The 17,363-nt window shown below is 58.1% G+C and carries 14 protein-coding genes and 1 pseudogene; 5 read left to right on the top strand and 10 right to left on the bottom strand.

Annotated features, from left to right (window positions below; translation table 11 throughout):
- Positions 1–90: 90 nt before the first annotated feature.
- The 5 genes from H097_RS13520 to H097_RS13540 all read right to left on the bottom strand — a co-directional run bounded on the left by H097_RS13520 (position 91) and on the right by H097_RS13540 (position 8,468).
- The gene (locus H097_RS13520) at positions 91–1,041 is read right to left on the bottom strand and encodes an alpha-E domain-containing protein (RefSeq protein WP_029299950.1); all 951 of its coding nucleotides are present in this window, start codon (positions 1,039–1,041) and stop codon (positions 91–93) included.
- Positions 1,042–1,043: 2 nt separating this feature from the next.
- Entirely contained in the window at positions 1,044–2,453 is a 1,410-nt protein-coding gene (locus tag H097_RS13525) for a circularly permuted type 2 ATP-grasp protein (RefSeq protein WP_032860316.1), read from the bottom strand.
- A 359-nt stretch (positions 2,454–2,812) separates the two neighbouring features.
- Positions 2,813–4,039: an alpha/beta hydrolase gene (locus H097_RS13530; RefSeq protein WP_050593353.1), complete on the bottom strand. Its 1,227-nt coding sequence runs from the start codon at positions 4,037–4,039 to the stop codon at positions 2,813–2,815.
- Complete coding sequence (locus H097_RS13535; RefSeq protein WP_032860317.1) at positions 4,032–7,952, bottom strand: CHAT domain-containing protein; 3,921 nt, start codon at positions 7,950–7,952, stop codon at positions 4,032–4,034. Before H097_RS13535 ends, H097_RS13530 begins: the two co-directional genes overlap by 8 nt.
- A gap of 72 nt (positions 7,953–8,024) precedes the next feature.
- On the bottom strand, positions 8,025–8,468 hold the full coding sequence (locus H097_RS13540; protein WP_032860318.1) for an Lrp/AsnC family transcriptional regulator: 444 nt from the start codon (positions 8,466–8,468) through the stop codon (positions 8,025–8,027).
- 131 nt (positions 8,469–8,599) lie between these two features.
- Between H097_RS13540 and H097_RS13545 the strand changes: the two genes are divergently transcribed.
- Entirely contained in the window at positions 8,600–9,517 is a 918-nt protein-coding gene (locus H097_RS13545) for a DMT family transporter (RefSeq protein ID WP_032860319.1), read from the top strand.
- Positions 9,518–9,612: 95 nt separating this feature from the next.
- Here H097_RS13545 and H097_RS13550 read toward each other — a convergent pair whose 3' ends face one another.
- The gene (locus H097_RS13550; RefSeq protein ID WP_032860320.1) at positions 9,613–11,613 is read right to left on the bottom strand and encodes a U32 family peptidase; all 2,001 of its coding nucleotides are present in this window, start codon (positions 11,611–11,613) and stop codon (positions 9,613–9,615) included.
- Between the two features lie 73 nt (positions 11,614–11,686).
- Positions 11,687–12,067: a RidA family protein gene (locus H097_RS13555; protein WP_032860321.1), complete on the bottom strand. Its 381-nt coding sequence runs from the start codon at positions 12,065–12,067 to the stop codon at positions 11,687–11,689.
- Between the two features lie 361 nt (positions 12,068–12,428).
- On the opposite strand from H097_RS13555, the gene H097_RS27735 reads away from it, so the two are divergent.
- On the top strand, positions 12,429–12,941 hold the full coding sequence (locus H097_RS27735; RefSeq protein WP_241495431.1) for a C40 family peptidase: 513 nt from the start codon (positions 12,429–12,431) through the stop codon (positions 12,939–12,941).
- Positions 12,942–13,082: 141 nt separating this feature from the next.
- Here the strand turns inward: H097_RS27735 and H097_RS13560 are convergent, their stop codons facing one another.
- The 3 genes and pseudogenes from H097_RS13560 to H097_RS13570 all read right to left on the bottom strand — a co-directional run.
- Complete coding sequence (locus H097_RS13560; RefSeq protein ID WP_050593354.1) at positions 13,083–13,442, bottom strand: hypothetical protein; 360 nt, start codon at positions 13,440–13,442, stop codon at positions 13,083–13,085.
- Between the two features lie 18 nt (positions 13,443–13,460).
- Entirely contained in the window at positions 13,461–13,853 is a 393-nt protein-coding gene (locus H097_RS13565) for a hypothetical protein (RefSeq protein WP_032860323.1), read from the bottom strand.
- 58 nt (positions 13,854–13,911) lie between these two features.
- Positions 13,912–14,445: pseudogene (locus H097_RS13570) on the bottom strand (catalase); the annotation flags it as partial.
- Between the two features lie 14 nt (positions 14,446–14,459).
- Between H097_RS13570 and H097_RS13575 the strand changes: the two are divergent.
- The 3 genes from H097_RS13575 to H097_RS13585 all read left to right on the top strand — a co-directional run bounded on the left by H097_RS13575 (position 14,460) and on the right by H097_RS13585 (position 17,344).
- Positions 14,460–15,833: an ATP-binding protein gene (locus H097_RS13575; RefSeq protein WP_050593355.1), complete on the top strand. Its 1,374-nt coding sequence runs from the start codon at positions 14,460–14,462 to the stop codon at positions 15,831–15,833.
- 147 nt (positions 15,834–15,980) lie between these two features.
- Positions 15,981–16,535 (top strand): fimbrial protein, encoded by a 555-nt coding sequence (locus H097_RS13580; protein WP_032860325.1) that lies wholly within the window; start codon positions 15,981–15,983, stop codon positions 16,533–16,535.
- Positions 16,536–16,600: 65 nt separating this feature from the next.
- Positions 16,601–17,344, top strand: a complete 744-nt coding sequence (locus H097_RS13585; protein WP_032860702.1) for a molecular chaperone — start codon at positions 16,601–16,603, stop codon at positions 17,342–17,344.
- Positions 17,345–17,363: the final 19 nt, after the last annotated feature.

Genomic DNA, 17,363 nt, shown 5'->3' on the forward strand with positions numbered 1-17,363 from the left:
GCGTTCAACGATAACGCGGGAAGCCTGAAGAAACGCGGCGACCTTGGGTTTTTCGCGAGCAAGCTCGCTCCTACAGGGAAAGTGCGGTATTTACACCACTTCCAGGTACGAGCTGTGGATCGCCCGCGCCAGTTCGCGCACGGTATCGATAAACTCGGTCAGCCGGCTGTGCAGGCCTTCCTCCAGGATTTCGTCGATGCCGGTATAACGCAGCCGCGCCTCGAACTCGGCAGCCAGGCGCTGGGCGGTACGGCCGTAGCTACCCGGCAGGTCGGCGAGGATATGACTCAACTCCTCGATACACGCATGCAACGAGCGCGGTACGTCGCTGCGTAGCAGCAGCAACTCCGACACCGAACGTGCGTTCAGCGCATTGGGGTACAGCTCGGTGTAGGCCTCGAATGACGACAAGGCACGGAGCAGGGCGCTCCACTGGTAGTAGCCGCGGGCCGAGAGGTCGCTGACTTCTTCGGACTCTTCGCCAAACATTTCGTAACGCGCATCCAACAGGCGCAGGGTGTTGTCGGCACGTTCGACAAAGGTACCCAGGCGGATGAAGCGATAGGCATCGTTGCGCATGATGGTGCCGGACGTGGCCCCACGGAACAGGTGTGAACGCTGCTTGACCCAATCACAGAAGTGGCTGATGCCATGACGCGCCAGGCCGCCAGCGGCGATGCTGCGCATTTCCAGCCAGGTAGCGTTGAGGTTTTCCCACATGTCGGCGGTGATCCGCCCACGCACGGCATGGGCATTACCCCGGGCAGCGCGCAGGCAGTTGTAGATACTGGCCGGGTTTTCCTCGTCGAGGGCGAAGAAGTGCAGCATGCGCTCGGCGTCCAGTTGTTGATGGCGCTCCAGGTAGCTGTCCAGGGTGCCACTGCTGAGCAGCGACATCGCCAGTTCGTCCAGGCCATCACTGCGCCCCGCCTGGGGCATCAGTGACAGCGAATAGCTGACTTCCAGCATGCGCGCCAGGTTTTCCGCGCGCTCCAGGTAACGTGACATCCAATACAGATCTGCGGCGGTTCTACTCAGCATACTCAGCCCTCCACCACCCAGGTGTCCTTGGTTCCGCCGCCTTGCGACGAGTTGACGATCAATGAGCCTTCGCGCAGCGCCACACGGGTCAGCCCTCCCGGCACCAGGCGGGTTTCCTTGCCCGACAGCACAAAGGGCCGCAGGTCGATATGCCGTGGCGCGATGCCGTTCTCGACAAAAGTCGGGCAGGTGGACAGGCTTAGCGTCGGCTGGGCGATATAGGCATGGGGCCGGGCCTTGATGCGTTGACGGAAGTCCTCGATCTCAGCCGCCGAGGCGGCCGGCCCCACCAGCATGCCGTAGCCGCCGGAGCCCTGGGTTTCCTTGACCACCAGCTCAGGCAAGTGCGCCAGTACGTGGGACAGTTCCTCGGGTTTGCGGCACTGGAACGTCGGCACGTTTTGCAACACCGGTTCTTCATCCAGGTAGAAGCGGATCATCTGCGGCACATAGGGGTAGATGGATTTGTCGTCGGCCACGCCAGTACCGATGGCATTGGCCAGCACCACGTTGCCGGCGCAGTAGGCGGCCACCAGGCCAGGAACGCCGAGCATGGATTCGGGGTTGAAGGCCAGCGGGTCGAGGAAGGCGTCGTCGATACGCCGGTAGATCACATCCACGGCTTTCGGGCCGTCAGTGGTACGCATGAACACCTTGAGGTCGTGCACGAACAGGTCGGCACCTTCCACTAGCTCCACCCCCATTTCCCGGGCCAGGAACGCGTGCTCGAAGAACGCGCTGTTAAAGCGCCCTGGGGTCAGCACCACCACATTGGGGTTGTCCAGGCGGCTGGCGCTTTTCAGGGTCTTGAGCAGCAGGTTGGGGTAGTGATCCACCGGCGCGATGCGCTGCTTGGCAAACACTTCCGGGAACAGGCGCATCATCATCTTGCGGTCTTCGAGCATGTAGCTGACGCCGCTGGGCGTGCGCAGATTGTCTTCGAGCACGTAGTAGGTACCATCGCCGTCGCGCACCAGGTCGACACCGGAGATGTGGGAATAGATATCGCGGTGCAGGTCCAGCCCGATCATGGCCTTCTGATAGCCTTCATTGCCGAGAACCTGATCGGCCGGAATGATCCCGGCCTTGATAATGCGCTGGTCGTGGTAGATGTCGGCGAGGAACATGTTCAGCGCAGTGACGCGCTGGATACAGCCGCGCTCGATGACGCTCCACTCACTGGCGGGGATACTGCGCGGGATGATATCGAAGGGGATCAGGCGCTCGGTGTCTTGCTCGTCACCGTACAGGGTGAAGGTGATCCCGGCACGGTGGAACAGCAGGTCGGCCTCACGGCGGCGCTGGGCCAGCAGTTCCGGTGGCGTATTGGCCAGCCAGCGGGAAAAATCCTGGTAGTGCGCACGGCAGACGCCATTTGCGTCATTCATTTCATCAAAGAAAGATCGAGCCATTCCAATTACCTTGTCAGTGCCGGGTGAAAGGTTGCAGGCACTGCCGCTTTAGAAAACGCATTGTTATGAGCCCGTGACTTTTGGCGCCAACGGACCGGGTCCTTACTTTCTTTTGGAGTCGGCTCTGAGTCGGGGGGTAACATTTACTCCTGTGTTCACCTGGGCAGGCAGGGTGTTTCAGGAGTAAAGCAATGGCTGTGCCGAAACCGTGTTTGTAGGGATTACACGGTGTATCAGCCCGTTACTGGAGCGGCCTGCGCACGTTCAGTGCGTGATGCGCGCGGTACTTGCTCCAGAACGGTGCAGGCGGTGGGATGGTGCCGGATCCAGGTGGATAACCGCGGAGGGTGATTGCGGTTTCAGGGCCTGAACCTCCAGAACGTCTGCCCGTTGAATTGCGCGGGGATGAAGCGTTGCCGTTCAGCAGGCGCGGCGTCATTGCGGATCAGGCTATGGATATCACTGAGCAAGGCATCGGCCTGGGCGAAATAACCATGGCCGAGCATGTCCACATCAAAATCCGGGACGGCCACGGTGTCGATATTTGCCGTGATGGTGTACGGACTGTAGTAGCCGGCGCGCGGTGAGTCGTGGAACTTGGCTGACATATGCACGGCCTTGTCGGCATCCGAGGCATACAGGGTGACCCGTTCGGCATGGGCGCTGTACAGGGCGGACAAATCAAGGAACAGGTCGCGATCAACATCGGGGGCGGCCAGGAAGATCTGCCCGAACTGCACGGCCGCACTGGTCTGTGCATTGCCGGCAATTCGCTGCAACGCTCGTAGCAGGCCGCGATTGCCCATGCTGTGGGCGATGATATGAACCTTGTCGGCGCCGCACTCGCGGGAAAACTTCACCAGGAACTCGGTGATCGCTGCCTCGCTGGCTTCGATGCTGGCTTCGTCGATGGTATAGGCCAGGGCTGAACCCCGGGAGGGCCAGCTGAAAAAGGCCGTCGCACCGCTGACATTGAGGTCAACCCCCAATTGCGCGGCGCGGATTGCGGCCTGCTCGAAGCTGGTGTTATAGCCATGCAAAAACACCAGGGCATGGGGCGTCTCGCCGTTTTCCCGTGCGGCCTCCATTTCATCGCGCAGTTCGCTAAAGAACGTGTCTTGATCCCGAGGGTCTGCGCATTGCAGGCGCAAACGGTCGTCGCGCAAATCAAAGCGGCGCATACGCTGCCAGAGGCTGGAGCCGGTCTCGCCGAAGCGGTGGGCCTCTGGGACATGCACCAGTGCTCTGCCGTAAGTCACCGTTGGGTGACGCTGGCCACTGAAACCATCGCCCGGTGGCTGACGATTGGTGCCGAACCAGACGGGGTAGACCAGGTCTGCGGCGCTGCGCTGCTGTTGCAAATCTTTGAGGGAAAGTGGCCTGTTGGCCTGGATGGGATGTTCCAACTCACTGAGCAGGGCGCGGACCTGGCGTTCGATATCGGCGCGGTCGCAAGCCTCCTGTAACAGGCGTTGTTCGATTTGACGGGACAGGTCCAAGGCTCGGGCACGGTTGCCAAAATGCACAGCGGTTTGGAGGTCTGCGAGCAGATCTTCCAGGGGTATAGCGGGGGCGGTGTCAGGCATCAGGGGCGGGCTCGGAAGAGGTGAGTTGGCTCAATATCGCGGCGTGACAATGTTCAGTGAAAGAGTCCGCTTGGGCTTGAAGGTCCTCAAGATTGATCTGGCGCGAATCAAGCCAGTGGCTCAGCGCTGAAAAACCGGGAGTATTTATTACTTCAGAGACTGTGGGCGGGGTCGTGTCTCTACCCGCGGCAATGGCGCGCCGCACATCCAAGGAGTACCCACGCATGGCATCAATCAGGTCCTGCCCTAGTCCGGCAGCTACGCAGTACGTAATGCTGGCAATTCGGTGAAGTGGCAATTCCTTCAGGTCCGCGGGTGTCCCTCGTTGGGAAAGATAATTCGCCAGGTTGCTATGGGAGCCCGCTCGGATGTAAGGATTGGGTAGCTGTTCGTGTAGAACCAGAGCCCGTCGTTCCTGGGCGATTGCTGACTTAAAATCACCTTGCTTTTGAGCCAGGTTGGCGAGTGCGGTCAGCGCCCTGGCACGCATATCCGGGACATTATGGAAATGCTTGCTACATTCCTCCAGCTCATCACGTGCCTCATCCAGATGGTTCGGTAGCTCCATCAGAATGTAGGCCCTGTCGAACCGAGTTGTCGTGATGTATTCCGGCGGTCGGGATATCGAACGTTCTATTTCCAGAACCTTATCCACTTTTTTCAGGGCGCCAGCCCAATCGCGCTTGTCAGCGTCGATACGAAGGGCGATGTTCAACGCACCGATGACCGCTCGCGCCAGCAACTCAGCGTTGGGTGCCTCAGGCACTGGTTGACCTGCCTCATGGCGGTTCCACCACTGCGTTACGATTTCAAGCCGTTCGGCCACCTGGGGCTCGGCGCGTTCGATGTAACCCTGGCGTACATCCAGATGCAGCATTTGTAACTCATTGATCATCAGGTTGACGATGGGGCGGGCGCCGCGTTTTTCTGCTTCGGTGCTTTCAACATAACATTCACGTGCATCGTCAAATTTGCCCAGCGTGGAGTACACGATTGCTCTGTTGCAACACACCACGGCGAGTCGTCCCCAGGCCTCCTGAGTATCGCCTTCATCGTCCTCAGTGGCAGCTCGGGCAAGGGACACAGCCTGAAGATAGGCCTGTAAGCTGGCATCCAATTGACCGGCAGACACCAGGACATCAGCCAGGCAGTTCAAAAAGAACAAGCGCTGCTGATCTTCAAGTACTGTTTCAGCGGCGGTTTGCAGATGTGGGATCAACGCATTAACCATGACAGGGTCACGGGTACTGGTGACAAGACTGCTGACGAAATCCTCCATCTGGTCCCACGCCTGGGCTTGTACGCAATAGATAAGTGCCTGGCTGCCAGCTTGGAGCGCCGACGCCATATCCTTATGACGCATGGCCAGAAAATAGCTTTTGAGCAAGTGCGCGTAAGCCAGCCGGATCACGTTTTCGTCCAGCCCACCACGCTCATCGGCAGACTGCTCCATCCACAGCTGAATACGTTCGCGAACCAGCTCATGACAGGTCAGGCGTGGGTTGTCGTCGACGGGATCTCGTCTGCTTTCATTGACCAGGCCTACGCTGACCAGAGTGCGAAGCAATGCTGCTATCTCTTCGCCCGGAGTTGATTCTTTAGCCAGCTTGAATTCGGCAGTGACGATCTTCAACAACACTAGGGTAACGGGGTCGTTTGCCAGGGAAACCACCCATAGCAACTGACGTCGTTCAACGCTCAAGTGCTGGATAAACTGGTCCAGCGATACAGCCAACGCATTATCAAGGTAACTGCGCTCCTGCTGGTTGTTGGGCGTGGTGGCGAAGAGATCCGGCAGGCTGGCGAAATTCCCGGTGTGCTCCAGGGTTTCCAAGGCTTCCAGTAACTGCTCATGCAGCGCCGGATCGGCAGCCAGTCGCGTCAGGCGATCCATCAGTAATGGATGAAAACGGCTGGCGTTGAGCAGACGCATGGCCAATGAACTGACGGTTTCATCGCTGCTGCTGGCCATCTGGCTAAGGACTGGATGGGCACGCAGATACAGCGCTGCTTCTTTTGCTGGCAATGGCCCCAGCAGTACCGCAAACGCACCGTCGCCGTCCAGCGCGCGAAGGGGCAGGCGCGAGGTGATCAACACCCGTGAGCGCGAGCCCTGCAGTTCGCTGCAAAGGGTGCGCAGGCATGCGTCCCACGCGGGATCCTGAGAGGCCCACAAGGTCTGCCCATTCACAGTCTCGCCGGCTGGCTTGAGGTTGCTCTCGAAGTTGTCGAAGACCAGCAGGATCGCCTCTTGCTGCAGCGCCCGGATCAAATTTCGGATCAGCCGTGTAACCCGTTGGGGCCCGGTGAACTCGGGAGTGGCCTCGCGATAAATCCTGTCGGCCAGATGGGCTCTCACATGCTCGTGGTAGACGCCTAGTTCGCCGTCCAGCTTGCAGTGGATATCCAGCAGGGTGGCCTCAAATGCCAGGGCGGTGGGTTTGGCCTGGTAGAGCAGGGCCCAGTCGAAACGATCGGTCCACAAGTCCAGCGCTTCGGCCACCAGGGCGGTTTTGCCCATGCCACCCAATCCCGTGATAACGGCGACAGGTTTGACCTCGTTACCCGTACGCGAACCGATAAAATCGGCGCCCAGGCCTGCCAGTTCCCATGTGCGGCCGACAAAGTGTTCATGACTGACACTGGTCAGTTCGCCAATGGCATGCAAGAGTCGATTCTGCGCCTGGATGTCGGGACTGGGGCCCTTTACCAGCGTCAGGCCAGGCTGTTCGACGCCATACAATACCGCTGTGGCGTGGTCACAGGAGGCGAACCGTGGCGTGTTGTTGCTATTACGATTGGCCAGTTCTTTACGGGCCTGATTGAGTGCCGCTGCTGCGTCCTTTGGCGTGGAGTCGGCAAGCAGGGCCCGGTAGAAACGGATTGCCAGCTCCCGTGCATAGTCGTCATTCACGGCAAAGCGCATGGCCACGACCGAAGGAATACCGCCATTAAGCAGCGCATACGCAGTGCCTGCGGCGCCCGATGGCTCGTTATCATGGGGCTTGATCGGCCGGTCATTACCCTGGGCGATACTGAAGAAGTCACGCCAGCCACTGGGTTGCAGGCTGTCCCCGGACTGGCATGCCCCGAGAAACACCAGCCTGGGCAGGAAGCCCCCAGCCTCATTGAACACTCGTACCAATTCGTCACCGCTGATGCTGTCCTTGGCACCACCGGGGCTGGCGAGTTCCAACTGGTTAAGCCGGCCGTGCCCGCTCCAGTGAACTATATGGTAGCCGGCATGTTGCTGGATCTGGTCGAACAGCCGTTGGCGGGTTACGCCATGGGTCAGGAAATGCACGATGACGCGTCGGTTGGGGTAGATCTCTTTCTTGAATAGCCGCAGCAGCTCGCGCCTTTCCAGCCGTGCACTCAATGGATGTGAGCCACGGGATTCGGCGAAGACAAACAGCACGCGCAGTGCTTCATCGGGTTTCAGGGGTACCGGTGAGGAGGGCTTGTGTGCGAGGGTGTGGGTGACCCGCACCAGTAGATTATGCTCACCCAGGGTCTTCGATAGGGCGTCGGGCCGGGCGATTTCCCAGGCGACGCGGGCCATCGTGGCGGCCAGGCTGTCTTGTTCCCCGGTCACCGCCGGCAAGTGCACGCACAGTGTGCGTTGATGATGCCCCTGCTGTAGCTTTTCGAAAATCTGCGGGCCCAACAAATGTTGGGCAATAGCGACACCAATGTCAGCAATCGCCAGGGATTGCTCGCTTGCCGCAACGTACTGATCCAGGTAGTCACGCAGGTCGAACAGGCCACGCTTTAGGCTTGCCCCCAACTGGCGCAGATCCGCCTGGTGGTACGCCACTTGGGCCCCACGCTCGTTCTGAAGATGGAAGTCGATGACGTCCTTTGTAGGCGTCGTGGTGATGAACAAATTAAATTGACTGGACAAACCGATCATCCGTGAAGAGCCTTAAGCGTAATTGCAACATGATGGCACAGCTGACGCAGGCATCGTAGTGCAAATCCCCCATCATCCATCTGACAACGGCGGCAGCCGGCGCTTGACCGGGGTTTTCTTGACAATGGCGGTGTTGGTTTCGGCATAGGCGTTGAGACGGTCAAGCAAGGTATCCAACTGATCCATGGTGCGCACGTGCAGGCGTGCGATAAAGCAGTCGTCGCCAGTCACCTTGTCGCATTCGGTAAATTGCGCGATTGCCTGGATCTGCCGCTCCACCTCCTGCAATTGGCCGGGCAGGGGACGGATACGCACGATGGCTTGCAGCAGGTAGCCAAAGTGTTTCGGGTCGATATCCACGGTGTAGCCCTTGAGGACGCCGCGCTCTTCCAGGCGTCGCAGGCGCTCGCCAACGCTGGGCGAGGACAGGCCGGTAATGCCTGCCAGGGTCTTTAGCGAGCAGCGTGAATCGTCCATCAAGGCTGCAATCAGTTGTTGGTCGATCAGGTCAATCATCGCGGTCTCCAAAAGAAAATTGGCCAATTTGCCTAATAAGAATAGGTGATCACGCGCTTTTGCCTTTTTGAAGGGCTGGAGGCGGATTAACGCAGATTGCCATAATCAAGCCTCATCCGAGGAGCTTGTTCATGGACAAATTGATGCGTCGCGGTTCGTGGGAAATGGTCGGCGCGATGCTGATCTCCGGCACGATCGGCTGGTTTGTATTGGTCTCTGGCGTGCCGGTGATCGAGGTGGTGTTCTGGCGCTGTGTGATGGGTGCCTTGACCCTGCTGCTGGTGTGCTGGCTGCTGGGCTATCTGCGCGTTGAACTGTTGAGTTACTCGACACTCGGCTGGGCCATGCTCAGCGGTGTGGCCATCGTCGGGAACTGGCTGTTGTTGTTTGCTTCCTATGACAAGGCCTCCATCGCCATCAGTACGGCGGTCTACAACGTTCAACCGTTTATGCTGGTGATGCTCGCCGCAGTGTTTCTCGGCGAAAAAATCACCCTGCAAAAGCTGACGTGGCTCAGCCTGGCGTTTGTAGGAATGCTGGCCATTGTCACCGCGCATGGCGAACAACCCGGCAGTGGTGGGGATTACCTGGTGGGTGTGGCGCTGGCATTGGGGGCGGCGTTTTTGTATGCCATCGCGGCGCTGATCATCAAGCGCTTGAAGGCCGTGCCACCGCACCTGATGGCCCTGATTCAAGTGAGTACCGGCGCGGTGCTGCTGGCGCCGCTGGTCTCGTGGCAGAGTCTATCGGCCCCCGTGGAGGCTTGGGCCGCGCTGTTGACGTTGGGTGTGGTGCATACCGGCTTGATGTACGTGTTGCTTTACGGCGCGATCCAAAAGCTGCCGACGGCGATGACCGGGGCGCTGTCGTTCATCTATCCCATTGCCGCGATTCTGGTTGACTGGATTGCCTACGGGCATCGCCTGGGCTGGGTGCAGTGGCTGGGCGTGGCGGCGATTCTGCTGGCGGCGGCGGGGTTGCAGCGTGGCTGGTGGTGGCGCATGAAGCACAGCAGAGTCCAACGGTTGTGGAACAAACGCTTGCGTTAATGCCACAACGCTTTTGGCTGAACAAGCAATCCTGTACAGCAGGTCAAACAAACCCTGCTGCGCGGGATCGCCCTATCGCCCATCAAGAAAGATAACTAGTGGGCGCCGCGAGGAATGGTCTTGAGTAGATCGGCAGGGCTGATATGCCCCACGACCTGCTGCACGCCACTGCCCGGTAACGGCAAGTCAAGGATATGCCCCTTGATCTTACCCACCACATGCATTTCACAAGGCTTGCAGTCGAACTTCAACGTCAGCACTTCATCACCGTGGATCAGTTGCATTGGCGCGACCTTGGTCCGCACGCCGGTCACGCCCTTGGCCTGCTTGGGGCACAAGTTGAAGGAGAAGCGCAGGCAGTGCTTGGTGATCATCACCGGCACTTCACCGGTTTCTTCGTGGGCCTCGTAGGCCGCGTCGATCAACTTCACGCCATGACGATGATAGAAGTCGCGTGCCTTCTGGTTATAGACGTTGGCCAGGAACGACAGGTGCGACTCCGGATACACCGGCGGCGGTGTGGTTTCGGCTTTGCGGCCACCACGGGGATGAGCCTCGACACGGGCGATGGTCAACGCCTCGATCACGTCGCGGCGCAGGGCCTTGAGTTGCGAGTTAGGGATGAAGTACGCCTGCGGTGCGTCCAGTTCAATCGCTGTGGCGTGATACTGGGTGGTGCCCAGTTGGCCAAGCAGGTCACGCAAGGTGTCCAGCGCCTGCTCCGGCTTGTTGGCCACGCCGAACGGACCGGGCAGGGTGGTGCTGGCACTCACGCCTTCTTCGCTGGTGGCGGTCAGTTGTAGTTGATCTTCACGCAGGCTGGCCTGCCAGGACACGCCAATCCGGCGCTCGGCCGACGTCTTGAGCAACGCTTGCTGCCAGTTATGGTCCAAGTTGCGATTGAGCGGGTGGTTCGCACGCAATTGGTGCAGGCCCGCCGGCATCTCGTTGGGCTCGACGCGGTAGCGGTAGCGTTTCTCACCGTCTTCCTCGAACTCACCCTTGGGCTCGGCGATATTGGCCCGAAACCCCACGACTTCACGCTTGATCAGCACGTTGAGACCATCACCGTTGGACAGCGGCTCATGGGTGATCACCTGCAAGTCGCGCTTGCCGGCCTTTTCCACCACGCCTACCGGCAGGCCGGTAAAGGTCGGGGTGTCGAAGGCGCCGATATCGATCTTGCGGTCACTGACAAAGTAGTCGGTGCTGCCACGGTGGAAGGTTTTTTCCGGGTCCGGCAGGAAGAAATGCGCGGTACGGCCGCTGGAAGCGCGAGCGAGGTCCGGGCGGTCTTCGAGGATCTCGTCCAGGCGCTGGCGGTAATAGGCGGTGATGTTTTTCACATAACCCATGTCCTTGTAGCGGCCCTCGATCTTGAACGAGCGCACGCCTGCATCCACCAGGGCGCGCAGGTTGGCGCTCTGGTTGTTGTCTTTCATCGACAGCAGGTGCTTTTCAAAGGCCACGACCCGGCCCTGGTCATCCTTGAGGGTGTAGGGCAGGCGGCAGGCCTGGGAGCAGTCGCCACGGTTGGCGCTACGGCCATTCTGCGCATGGGAAATATTGCACTGGCCGGAAAACGCCACGCATAACGCGCCATGGATGAAGAACTCGATGGCGGCCTCGGTCTCATCGGCAATCGCACGGATTTCCTGCAGGTTCAGCTCGCGGGCCAGTACCAGTTGGGAGAACCCGGCCTGATCGAGGAACTTGGCCCGGGCCAGGGTGCGGATATCGGTCTGGGTACTGGCATGCAGTTCGATGGGCGGGATATCCAGCTCCATCACCCCCAGGTCCTGGACGATCAGCGCATCGACGCCGGCATCGTATAACTGGTGGATCAGCTTGCGCGCCGGCTCCAGTTCATCATCGTGCAGGATGGTGTTGATGGTGGTGAACACCCGGGCGTGGTAACGACGGGCGAACTCCACCAGTTGGGCGATCTCGCTCACGTCGTTGCAGGCGTTGTGGCGCGCACCGAAGCTTGGGCCGCCGATATACACGGCGTCGGCGCCGTGCAGGATAGCCTCGCGCGCGATGGCGACATCGCGGGCAGGGCTGAGCAATTCCAGATGATGCTTGGGCAAGGACATAGTTTTTTAGTCAGGCTTGTCACGGTTGAGGGGCGCATTGTAGCCGTGATTCGCCTGAAATAGTGCGCTGGACTTAGCCCTTGGCTGCCATTGCCGTGACTTCTACTCGCATCCCCTCAACCGCCAGCGAAGCCACGCCAACGGCTGCACGCACCGGCCAGGGTTTGGCGAAGAAACGTTTGTACACCTCGTTGAAGGCGGTACGGTCGGCCATATCGGTCAGGTAAATGGTCAAGTGCATTACCCGGTCGATGGAACTGCCAGCGCGCTCAAGGGCGACCTTGAGTGCTTGCAGGGTACATTCGCTTTGCGAGGTGATATCGCCCAGCTCCAGGCTGCCGTCGGCGCGGGTGGGGATTTGCGTGGAGACGAGAATCCCGTTGAAACCGATGACATCGGAGGAGATGGAGTCCGGGTCGAGGTCGGGGGTAAAGCGCAGATCGTGATTGGCCATGAGGAACCCTGATTGAATTAAATGCACGCTATTAAGTAAGTTGTTTTCTGTTTTTTCAAGAAAGAGTTTCTGGGAGACGTTCATTGACGGTGGTTGACGTCACGGTAAGACTCGACTGCAACTAACACCGCCGAGAACAATCGGCATCACCATCGAGATGATCGTCGACTATGTGCCAGGCGTTCGGATGGTTGGCCAGGTGATGCCCAATCTTGCCATCGGGCACTCAGCAGAAGAGCCCCGTCTGTCGCCTCAGATCTATCCGTAGGACTGACTGAGACAAATCTTATTTTATGGTGCCTACCTCTTAAATACTATTGCACTCCCAGCCAACATGCGCTCAATTTCCACGGTGTGTAAAGTGTCAAAGTTTACTGTTGCTATAGTGTTCAGCTATTTGTTTTCTGATTATTTATTCGCTTCGACAAAACAAAGCCTCCCTGTTGAATCGGCGGAGGGCAGCCAGCACCAGGGTGTTGAACGTGACACTTCAGGTTATATGGAAAGTCTGGTAAGGCGTGCTCATGAATTGATTGGTACGCCTTATCAGTGGGGTGGCATCTCAGAGAGTAAGGGGTTCGACTGCAGCGGATTGCTTTTTTATCTGTTTCGCAGTGAAGTGGGAATTAAGATCCCCCGAACAACATCCTCGATGCTCAACTCTACGGCCACAACGGTTTTTCGTGATGATTTGAAAACCGGAGATGCCATTTTTTTCCAGCACAATGGTGGTAGCCGAATGAGGCATGTGGGGATTTATATTGGTGATGATCGGTTTATTCATGCCCCTAGAAAAGGCAAAAGTGTCCGTATCGATTCATTGAGTAATCAATACTGGAGTAAAAGTTATTTTTCCGCGAAGCGTTTTTACTGAATTATAATAATCCCTGAATAAATATTCGCATGTGTTCTGATTGTTTTTAATATTTGGTAACCCCTCCCCAAAGCTCGCTTGCGAGCTTTTTATATTGGCCTGTTCCAATCCTTTCTGTGGCTTCATCCCGCGTCACTCTACTCACGTCCAGTTAATGAGCCAGCGTGTGCTGCGTCTGTCTCTTATCCATTGACTGAGGCATTCAGGGTTACACGCGGCTATCACCTGTTCGGCAAGTGCTATTTTATGTATGGCAAGCTGTGACAGTCGGCTGACATCAGGTGAGTCAATATCGGTGTTGGATAACAGGTCGGCTTGGATAAGAACGGCAAAGGCTGCCTTGACCTCGCTGACGGCCACGGTGAACGACTCGGGTTTGTTTTGTAGTTGTGTAAAAAGCTCACGTGCTTCTATGAGGTCGGGATGTATCGTCGATTGGGTACATCCGGCAAGACTCAAACCCCAGACGATGATAAATGGTAAGCAGGCGTTCTTAATCATGACACAGTCTGCCGACTATCATTTACCGCGCTCTTTGTTCGGACCTTTTATCCACGCCAGATCTTTCAAACACGCCCAAGGGGAGGGCGGATCGATTTCTGCCATAAAGTGTTGTACAAGTTCAATATCAGGCGGGGAATCCAGGCAGTCATACAACAGCGTAGGGTTTGTTTTGTGGGGTATGGGCTGGAGCAGTGATGCAGAGGTGGTTTTAATATTCGATGCCAGCGCCTTGTTTGCAATCAGCACATCAAAATAGTCGATAAGGCTATGACTCATCAGCCGAAGGTCTTCGGAGCTTTGCAAGGCGAGGACCCTGTAGTAACCCAGTCTGTTCAAGTATTTTTCAATCTGGACCAGCCTCGGCAAGCTGGAGTCTGCGACGAGTATTTTCAATTGTTTATTGGGCATGGCGATTACCTTGTTCTAAGCTGTCGTCGCTGCCCGTTACGGGCAGCGGAACAGTTGCTCAGTCGGACAACTTCGAAGCCAATGACTGAACGCGAAACAGATCGCCTTTGACGATCTTAGTGACGCCAGTGCCGTACTCCGGATCAGCCTTGTAGAGGAAAGACAGAATTTTGTGCTTACTCTTGTCGTCGGCACTGGCCAGTGAGTTGCCGAAGCTTTCGATCAGATCCTGGCGTTCTTTGTGGCTGAATGAGCGATACAGATCGCCCGCTTGCTTGAAGTTCTGCTCACGCTGGATTTTGACCTGCTGGGTACTGCCCGACAGGGGCAGCATGCTGTAACGAGCCTGGGTAGACTCTTCACGCGGCAACAATCGACTTGGCTGGTAGTTGATGCCTGTCGTGGTGCTGGCTACGTTCATCGCCCCGTCCTGGTTGCCATTGTTGATGACATTTTTCGGCGTGTTGATTGGCAGTAACAGTGCATTGGCACCCAGGCGATACATCTGGGTATCGGCGTAGGAAAACAGCCGGCCCTGTAGAAGGCGATCTTCCGATGGCTCGATGCCCGGAATCAGATTGGAGGGGGCCATCCGACCGTGCCTCCATGGAAATAGCCGCAGGCGCTGCCAGAGAACTGCACAATCTGGTGGGTGACATTCTGGATGTAGTGCGCATCGAATCCGGCCAACTGTCATTGACGCCCTCCGGGGTGTTCCTGCATGAGGTGGTAGGTTCGGTCATGCGCATGTTTGCAGGCGGGGCTCGGCTGAAGGGGCTACACCTGAGCCTGCAGTTTGACCCGGCAGCGGATCACTACGTGTTGTTGGACGCGCTTCGATTCAAGCAAGTGTTGTCGAACCTGGTCAGCAATGCACTGAAATTCACCCACGAAGGCGAGGTGACCCTGAGTGTCCAGGCGCTACCCGCCAGTGATGAGGACCAACTGCAACTGTCGGTGCGGATCAAAGACAGCGGAATTGGCATCAGCGCGCAAGATCAGCAAAAACTGTTCAGCCCTTTTACTCAAGCGAGCAACAACACTTTGTCCGGGCGCAGCGGGTCCGGGCTCGGCTTGGTAATCAGCCGCAACTTATGCGAAATGATGGGAGGCAGCCTGGACCTGAGCAGCCAGCTGGGGACGGGAACACTGGTCACGGTGACGCTGAAGCTGCCCATTCTGCCGCCTCCCGCGCGAATCAGGTTACCCGTCGTCGAAGACCACACGTTGTCCCGGGCACTGAGCATTCTGGTGGTCGATGACTATGCCGCGAACCGTGAACTGCTGCGCCAGCAACTGGAGTACCTGGGGCACCGGGTGGTGGACGCCGAAGACGGGGCAGAAGGCTTGTCGGCTTGGCGCCGTGGGCACTTTGACGTCGTCATCACGGATATCAGCATGCCAGTAATGGCGGGCGGCGACCTGGCACGTATCATTCGCCACGAAGAGCGTACCTCCGGGACCGCCGCGTGCCGAATCTACGGTTTTACGGCGAATGCCCAGCCTGAAGCCAGGCTCAATTGCATTGAAAACGGGATGGACGATTGCCTGTTCAAACCCCTGAGCCTGATGGACCTCAGCAGCCGCCTGGGGACTGCCGCCGCGTATGAGCCTGACATAGCGCCAGCGCCACCTGCGCCAGCACCGTTGCCGAAGATCGACTTCTCTGGCATCGAACACATGGCCAGGGGTGACCAGGCGGCAATCAGTCGCCTGCTGGTTAAATTGGCCACCAGCAATCGCGACGACCGCCATGGCTTGGCCAGGCACGCACAAGCCCGTGACCTGAAGGGCCTGGCTACGTTGGCCCACCGTGTCATGGGCGGTGCGAAGAAGGTCCGGTACCAGGACCTGATCACGGCTTGCGAACGCATGGAGTCGGCGTGTGAAATGCAAGACGACACCGCGGTGCAGGGCGCTATCGATGCGCTCGAACAGGCGATGCTGCACCTGAGTGAGGCGTTGATTGCGCGCATCTAGCAAGGCTAGAAATTTCTTCGCATCACAGAGAAAGTTCATGGCTGATAAAACCTCAAAAAGATTGAGCATATGCACCTCGCTTGAGGGCTGGTGCGGTGCACTGGTCAATTCAATCGATGAGTGTCCACAATCCTCTGAGGTTCAGCTATGCAACGTAAAACCCTAGTTCTTGCCATGTTGGCAACCGCCCTGGCAGCGCCCTTTGCCAACGCATCGGACGGAACGGTCAATTTTAGCGGTACTGTCACGGATACCACCTGTACCGTGTCGGTCACCGGTGCGGCGACCAAAGTCACTACCGTGACCTTGCAGACCGTTTCCGCCACGGCCCTGGCAACTGCCGGCCAGACAGCAGGCCTTGCGCCTTTTACCTTGCGCCTGAGCAATTGCAGCTCTGCGAAAACCCTGGCCAGCACTTCTGCGGCTTACTTTGAGGCAGGCCCGGGGGTAGACCCCGCCACCGGCTATGTAAAGAACACCGGCACGGCAACCAACGTCGCCCTGCAATTGGTGGATGCAGCCAACAACAAAGCGATCAAGGCCGGTGACTACAGCCAGGTTGCCGGTAACAGCCGCGCGGCCATCGACCCCACCACCAAAGCTGCCGATATTCCTTATGCGGTCCAGTACATCGCGACACAGGGTGCAGGCAGTGCCGGTACGGTCGTCGGTTCTGTGACTTACGCCATCAACTACCAATAACAATCATGCGCTTGTCACGTGCGTCGGTTGCTCCGACGCAGGTGTACAAGCCGCAGGGGCTCGCTGTGCTCAACACAACATTTCTACGCGCCTGCCTCGGGGTAGTTGCTGCGCTGGGCTGCGTCTACGTCAAGGCCGAGGTGGTCATCACCGGCACTCGCCAGGTGTACCCGGCCGAACAAAAAGAAATCACGGTGCAATTGAACAACACCGGCACGCAACCGGCGTTGGTGCAGTCGTGGATTGACAGCGGGGATCCGCAGTCGAGCCCGACCAACGCCACCGCACCTTTTGTACTGTCGCCGCCGGTGGCGCGGATTGACCCGGGCAAGGGGCAGTCGCTGCGTGTGATGTTCGTGGGGGCACCACTGCGCCAAGACAAGGAGTCGGTGTTCTGGCTCAACGTGTTGGAAATCCCACCGAAATCGCCAGTGGTGGAGGGGCAGAACCAACTGCAAATGGCCTTTCGCTCGCGGATCAAGATCTTCTACCGGCCGATGCTTGAACCGCAAACGGCGAGTCAGGCACCGGACCAGGTGCAATGGCAAGTGCTGCCAAGCGCCTTGGGTAAAGGTTTTGTGCTGCAGGCCCACAACCCCAGTGCATTTTACGTGTCACTGATCGGTTTGACGCTGCTGCCCGACAACGGCCAAGGGCGGGCCGAGGACGGGATGATTGGCCCTGGAGAAACCCGTCAGTTTGCCCTGCCTGACCTGCGTTCGATGCCGCCTCCCGGCAGCCAGGTGCAGTTTACGGCGATAAACGATTACGGCGCACAGATCCTGGTCAAGCATGCGTTGGGTTCTTGAGTTCCTTCTTTCTTTTAAT

This window comes from Pseudomonas sp. FH4 (assembly GCF_000510915.2).
Taxonomy (GTDB): domain Bacteria; phylum Pseudomonadota; class Gammaproteobacteria; order Pseudomonadales; family Pseudomonadaceae; genus Aquipseudomonas; species Aquipseudomonas brenneri.

Coding starts and splice junctions, on each gene's coding strand:
- H097_RS13520 (WP_029299950.1), bottom strand. CDS start 1,041: ATGCTGAGTAGAACCGCCGCAGATCTGTATTGGATGTCACGTTACCTG.
- H097_RS13525 (WP_032860316.1), bottom strand. CDS start 2,453: ATGGCTCGATCTTTCTTTGATGAAATGAATGACGCAAATGGCGTCTGC.
- H097_RS13530 (WP_050593353.1), bottom strand. CDS start 4,039: ATGCCTGACACCGCCCCCGCTATACCCCTGGAAGATCTGCTCGCAGAC.
- H097_RS13535 (WP_032860317.1), bottom strand. CDS start 7,952: ATGATCGGTTTGTCCAGTCAATTTAATTTGTTCATCACCACGACGCCT.
- H097_RS13540 (WP_032860318.1), bottom strand. CDS start 8,468: ATGATTGACCTGATCGACCAACAACTGATTGCAGCCTTGATGGACGAT.
- H097_RS13545 (WP_032860319.1), top strand. CDS start 8,600: ATGGACAAATTGATGCGTCGCGGTTCGTGGGAAATGGTCGGCGCGATG.
- H097_RS13550 (WP_032860320.1), bottom strand. CDS start 11,613: ATGTCCTTGCCCAAGCATCATCTGGAATTGCTCAGCCCTGCCCGCGAT.
- H097_RS13555 (WP_032860321.1), bottom strand. CDS start 12,067: ATGGCCAATCACGATCTGCGCTTTACCCCCGACCTCGACCCGGACTCC.
- H097_RS13560 (WP_050593354.1), bottom strand. CDS start 13,442: ATGATTAAGAACGCCTGCTTACCATTTATCATCGTCTGGGGTTTGAGT.
- H097_RS13565 (WP_032860323.1), bottom strand. CDS start 13,853: ATGCCCAATAAACAATTGAAAATACTCGTCGCAGACTCCAGCTTGCCG.
- H097_RS13575 (WP_050593355.1), top strand. CDS start 14,460: ATGGAAATAGCCGCAGGCGCTGCCAGAGAACTGCACAATCTGGTGGGT.
- H097_RS13580 (WP_032860325.1), top strand. CDS start 15,981: ATGCAACGTAAAACCCTAGTTCTTGCCATGTTGGCAACCGCCCTGGCA.